The following is a 6,170-nucleotide window of genomic DNA, read 5'->3' as shown; positions in this document are numbered from 1 at the left end:
GCCGCGTCCAATGGCAGGTGGTGGTCACCGAGATCACCTATCATGTGCTGAAGTCGAAGCTGATCGAAAAGATCGCCTATCTGATCCAGACCAAGAAGGTGCCGATCCTCGCCGACATTCGCTAAGAAAGCGCCGACGACATCCGCATGGTGCTGGAGCCGCGGTCGAAGAACGTCGACCCCGAGGTTCTGATGAGCATGCTTTTCCGGTCGTCGGATCTGGAAACCCGGTTCAGCCTGAACATGAACGTGCTGATCGACGGGCGCACGCCCAAGGTCTGTTCGCTCAAGGAGGTTCTGCGCGCCTTTCTCGACCACCGGCAGGAGGTTCTGCTGCGCCGCTCGCAGCACCGGCTGGAAAAGATTGACCATCGGCTGGAGGTGCTGGAGGGCTTCATCGTCGCCTTCCTCAACCTCGATCGGGTGATCGACATCATCCGCTACGACGACGATCCCAAGGCCGCGCTGATGGCCGAGGACTGGTCGAAGGACCATCCCCGCGCCACCTCGGAAAAAGACTACGTCTCTCCGCTGGCGGGCCTGGCTGGCTTGGGGGACGAGCCGGAAGGCGAGCTGAGCGAGGTGCAGGTCGAGGCGATCCTCAACATGCGCCTGCGCAGCCTGCGCCGCCTGGAGGAGCTGGAGCTGCGCCGCGAGCATGAGGCGCTGCTGCTGGAGCGCGAGGGGCTGGAGGATCTGCTGGGCAGCGAGGCGCGCCAGTGGAAGACCATCGCAGAGCAGCTGCGCCAGACGCGAGAGACCTTCGGCATGAGCTATGAGGGCGGCGCCCGGCGCACCCGCTTCGAAGAGGCGGGCACGGTCGAGGACGTGCCGATCGAAGCGATGATCGACCGTGAACCGATCACGGTCGTCTGCTCGAAAATGGGCTGGATTCGCGCGATGAAGGGCCACATCGACCTGGATGGCGCGATCAAGTTCAAGGACGGCGACGAGGGCCGGTTCATTTTCCATGCCGAAACCACCGACAGGCTGCTGCTGCTGGGCAGCAACGGGCGGTTCTATACCTTGTCGGCGGCCACGCTGCCCGGCGGGCGCGGCATGGGCGAGCCGGTGCGCCTGATGGTCGATCTGCCCAACGAGGCGGAGATCGTCTCGCTTTTCATCCACCGTCCCGGCGGGCGGCTGCTGGTGGCCTCCAGCGCAGGGGACGGGTTCATCGTGCCCGAATCCGACGCCGTGGCGCAGACGCGCAGCGGGCGGCAGGTGCTGAATGTGCGCGGCGACACTGTGGCGCTGGTCTGCAAGAGCGTCGCGGGCGATCATGTCGCCTGCGTGGGCGAAAACCGCAAGGTGCTGGTCTTTGCCATCGAGGAGCTGCCCGAGATGGGCCGCGGCAAGGGGGTCCGGTTGCAAAAATACAAGGATGGCGGCCTGTCGGACGCAACCACCTTCGATATCGCGAACGGTCTGTCGTGGAAGGACCCGGCCGGGCGCACCCGCACCCAGACCGATCTTGACGACTGGCGCGGCAAGCGCGCGGGAACCGGGCGCATGGCGCCGCGCGGGTTTCCCCGTGACAACCGTTTCACCGACTGACCTGCCTGAATGGGCGGTACGCACATGACGCCGCCGCGCGAAGCAGCCTCCGCGGCCACGCTGCGCGACCTGCCGGTCGTGCTGGGCGGCGGGCGCGGGGCGCTGTTCCGGCTGGCGGTGCGGACCTCGGTGCTGACGATCCTGACGCTCGGGCTCTACCGCTTCTGGATGAAGACCCGGCTGCGGCGCTGGTACTGGTCGTCGGTCCGTCCCGGCGGGCTGCCGCTGGAATATACCGGCGAGCCGCTCGAGAAACTGCTGGGCTTTCTGATCGCGGTGGTGGTGCTGGCCTTCTATATCGGTCTGGTCAACCTGGTGCTGGTCTTCGTGTCGCTGTCGTTCTTTCAGGGCATGGGCGCGGCCTATGCCGTCAGCTTCGCGGGGCTTTTGCCGATCCTCTTTTTCGCCCGCTACCGGGCGCGGCGTTACGTTGTCGGGCGCACGCGCTGGCGGGGCATCCGGCTGTCGATGGAACCGGCGGCCTGGGGCTACGCCTGGCGGGCGCTGGCGCATTGGGCGGTCACGATCCTGAGCCTGGGCATCCTGTGGCCGCGCATGACCTTCCGGCTGGAGAAATACCGCACCGATCGCACGCGCTACGGCGCCCTGCGCATGACCCAAGGGGGGCATTGGCGGGCGCTTTACCCTGCGGCGCGCCATGTGATCATCGGCGTGCTCATCGCCGCGTCGGGGGCGCTGGGGCTGGCCGGGCTGATTCCCGCGCCCGTCGCGGCGCTGGCGCCTGACCCGGACCTGCGGGCATTCTATGCAGGGCTCTTGCTGGCGGCGGGGGCGGTCTGGTTCGCCGTCGGCGTGGTACATTACCGCGTACACAGCTTTCGCATCCTGACCGGCGGCAAGCTGCTGGAGGGCGGCGCGGGGCTGGTCTCATCGGCGCGCACGGGGCGGGTGCTGGCGATTTATGTCTTCGGCCATCTGGCGGCCGCGCTCGCGCTCATGGTTTTGCTGCTGCCGGTCTCGGCGCTGGTGCTGCTGCTGCCGCTGGACGCGATGGCGCTTCTGGCGGAGGACGTGGCCCGCGGTTCGGGCGAGGGGGCTCAGGCGCTGGACCTGTTGGCGGGCCTGCCCCTGTGGCTGAGCGCGGCCGTCGGGGTCGCGACCTATTTCGCCTTTTTCGTGGTCTGGGGTGCGCTGCGGCAGGTCTTCGTGACCTTGCCGCTGATCCGCCATTATGCGCAGACGCTCGTGGTGGTCTCGCCGCTGCCGCTGATGCGGGCGCGGCAGACGGCGCGCGATGTCTTTGCCGATGCCGAAGGGTTCGCCGACGCGCTGGATCTGGGGGCCGCGATATGACGGCGCGCGCGGAGACGGGCCAGGCGGCCGCGCCGCTGGCCGCCTTCGCCGATCTGGTGGACGGGCAGAGCGCGCTCGTGCACCGCGTGGCGCTTTCCATCGTGTCGGCGGAGCTGACCGTCGCGCGCCGCGGGGCCGAGGATCTGCTGCTGGAATATCCCGACGGCCGCAGGCTGCGCTGGCCCTTGTCGCAGCTGCGCCGCCTGCGCGGGCAGGCCGGGGACGACATCCTGGCGCTGAGCTGCCTGACGGATACGCTGGCGCGGCTCTACGTGCGCGATGCCGGGGCGCGCCGCATCCTTGCCGCCCGCGCCCCGCATCTGGCGCGCAGCGTGTCGGTGCCGGGTCGCGCGCGGCTGCTGGCCTGGGGCGCGGGGGCCATCGCCTCGGTCGCGGCGATCGTTTTCCTGCTGGTGCCGGTGCTGGCCGACCGGCTGGCGCCGCTGATCCCGCCCGCAGGCGAGAGGGAGCTGGGCGACGCCACCTTCCGTCAGATCCGCGCGGCGCTGAGCGATACCGCCGGGATGGAACTGGCGCTCTGTGACGACACGGCGGGGCGTGCGGCGCTGGAGCGTATCGTGCAGCGGGTCGAGGGTGCGCGGGGCGGGACGTCGCCGCGGCTGGCCTACCCGCTGCGGGTCCATGTGCTGGACGATCCGATGATCAACGCCTTCGCGCTGCCGGGCGGGCATGTGGTGCTGTTTCGCGGCATCCTGGAGGCCGCGCGCCACCCCGAGGAGCTGGCCGCCGTCTTCGCACATGAGATCGGCCATGTCGCGGCGCGCGATCCGACGCGCGCGGCGCTGCGCACGGCGGGATCCGTCGGGGTGCTGGGGCTGGTTCTGGGCGATTTCGCCGGGGGCGCGGCGGTGCTGTTCCTGACCGAACAGCTGATCGCCGCCGACTACAGCCAGAGGGCCGAGCGTGCCGCGGACGATTTTGCCTACGGGCTGCTGGCGGATGCCGGGCTGCGGCCCGGCGCGCTGGGCACGATGTTCGAGCGGCTGCGCGCGGAACATGGCGACGCCCCGGGTCCGCTGCGCTATTTCCTGTCCCATCCGCCGTTGCAATCGCGGATCGACGCGGCGCGCCAGGCGGACCGGCGGTTGACGAACGCGCGCCGCCCGCTGCTGCCCGACGGGCAATGGCGCGCGCTGCGCCGGATCTGTGACTGATCCTTGCGCGCCCGACCCTTGCGCGACCGACCCTTACGCGCCCGATCTTTGTGCGCCCGGTCTTTGCGCAAATGACCGCCGGTCCGCGGCGCCGGGGCGGGCACCCCCGACACCGCGCGCCCTTCGACGATTGCGCCGCGGGAGTTGAACCGCTAAGCAGTTCCTCGTTCAACACCGGAGCCCGCATGACCCTTGCCGTCAGACCCAAGTTCGCCGCCGCGCTGGGCCTTGCCGCCCTCATCACGCTCGGCGCCTGCACGACGCCTTCCGACGTGTCCGAGACGCCCGAGCCGCTGGGCGATTTCCGGCTTGGCTACAACATCGTCGTGACCGAAAACGCCAAGAAGGGCCCCCTGTCGCGCAGCGTCCCGGAAGAGCTGATTAAATCCACGCTGACCGCCAAGATCCAGGAACGGCTGGGCCGCTACGAGGGCAGCAGGCTCTATCACATCGGGGTCAATCTGGATGGCTACATCCTGGCGGTGCCCGGCGTGCCGATCGTGGGTTCGCCCAAATCCGTCATGGTGATCAGCGTCAACGTCTGGGACGATGCAAAGGGCAAGAAGATCAACAAGCCGCAGCAGATCACCGTGCTGGAGCAGCTGAACAAGGATACCATCGTGGGATCGGGGCTGACGCAGTCCAAGGAACAGCAGCTCGAGAATCTCGCCACCAACGCGGCGGCGGCGATCGAGAATTACCTGCGCCGCAACCCCGAATGGTTCCGCGACAACCCGCCCGCGCCGGCAGGGGCATCCGCCGGCGCGACGAACAATCTGGACGCGGGGCTGATCGCCGCGAACTGAGCCTTGATTTTTCCCCGGTGAATGGATAGATCGCGCCCGAGATTCAATCGGGCGGACACGCCCCCAGACCAACGAGGCGCCTTTCATCATGGCTAAATCCAAGTTTGAGCGTAACAAACCGCACGTGAACATCGGCACGATCGGCCATGTTGACCACGGCAAGACGACGCTGACGGCTGCGATCACGAAGTATTTCGGCGATTTCCGCGCCTATGACCAGATCGACGGCGCGCCCGAGGAGAAGGCCCGCGGGATCACGATCTCGACGGCGCATGTGGAGTACGAGACCGAGACGCGCCACTACGCGCATGTCGACTGCCCCGGCCACGCCGACTACGTCAAGAACATGATCACCGGTGCGGCGCAGATGGACGGCGCGATCCTGGTGGTGAACTCGGCCGACGGCCCGATGCCGCAAACGCGCGAGCACATCCTGCTGGGCCGCCAGGTGGGCATTCCCTACATGGTCGTCTACATGAACAAGGTCGATCAGGTCGACGACGAGGAGCTGCTGGAGCTGGTCGAGATGGAGATCCGCGAGCTGCTGTCCTCCTACGACTATCCGGGCGACGATATCCCGATCATCAAGGGTTCGGCGCTGGCGGCGATGGAAGGCACCAACCCCGAGATCGGCGAGAACTCGATCCGCGCGCTGATGGCGGCCGTCGACGAATACATCCCGACGCCCGCGCGCGCCGTGGACCAGCCGTTCCTGATGCCGATCGAGGACGTGTTCTCGATTTCGGGTCGCGGTACGGTTGTGACGGGTCGTGTCGAGCGCGGCGTGATCAACGTCGGCGACGAGATCGAGATCGTCGGCATCCGCGACACCAAGAAGACGACCTGCACGGGCGTCGAGATGTTCCGCAAGCTGCTGGACCGCGGTGAAGCGGGCGACAACGTGGGCGTGCTGCTGCGCGGCATCGACCGCGACGGGGTGGAGCGCGGCCAGATCCTGTGCAAGCCGAAGTCGGTCAACCCGCACACCCAGTTCGAGGCCGAAGCCTATATCCTGACCAAGGACGAGGGCGGCCGTCACACGCCGTTCTTCGCGAACTACCGTCCGCAGTTCTACTTCCGCACCACGGATGTGACGGGCACGGTGAACCTCCCCGAGGGCACCGAGATGGTGATGCCGGGCGACAACCTGAAATTCGAAGTTGAGCTGATCGCGCCGATTGCTATGGAAGACGGTCTGCGCTTCGCCATCCGTGAAGGCGGTCGTACCGTCGGCGCCGGCGTCGTCTCGAAAATCATCGAATAATAAAAACCCTCTGGGTTCGACGAGGGAGGCCGGGTGGTCCGGCCTTCCTCCTATC

Annotated in this window: 4 protein-coding genes and 1 pseudogene; all 5 read left to right on the top strand. The window is 67.6% G+C overall.

Features of this window, described 5'->3' with window-relative positions; translation table 11 throughout:
* Nucleotides 1-1,556, top strand: a pseudogene (locus ACU0BR_RS01080) (DNA gyrase subunit A); the annotation flags it as partial.
* Between the two features lie 9 nt (nt 1,557-1,565).
* Nucleotides 1,566-2,870, top strand: a complete 1,305-nt coding sequence (locus tag ACU0BR_RS01075) for a DUF898 family protein (protein WP_446154988.1) — start codon at nt 1,566-1,568, stop codon at nt 2,868-2,870.
* On the top strand, nt 2,867-4,045 hold the full coding sequence (locus tag ACU0BR_RS01070) for a M48 family metallopeptidase (protein WP_446154987.1): 1,179 nt from the start codon (nt 2,867-2,869) through the stop codon (nt 4,043-4,045). Before ACU0BR_RS01075 ends, ACU0BR_RS01070 begins: the two co-directional genes overlap by 4 nt.
* A 185-nt stretch (nt 4,046-4,230) precedes the next feature.
* Entirely contained in the window at nt 4,231-4,851 is a 621-nt protein-coding gene (locus tag ACU0BR_RS01065; RefSeq protein WP_446154986.1) for a hypothetical protein, read from the top strand.
* Between the two features lie 88 nt (nt 4,852-4,939).
* Nucleotides 4,940-6,115 (top strand): elongation factor Tu, encoded by a 1,176-nt coding sequence (gene tuf, locus ACU0BR_RS01060; RefSeq protein ID WP_446154985.1) that lies wholly within the window; start codon nt 4,940-4,942, stop codon nt 6,113-6,115.
* Nucleotides 6,116-6,170: the final 55 nt, after the last annotated feature.

The organism is Brevirhabdus sp. (assembly GCF_052826345.1).
The sequence above is the reverse complement of the archived record's forward strand: the minus strand, read 5'-3'. Positions and strand labels throughout refer to the sequence as shown.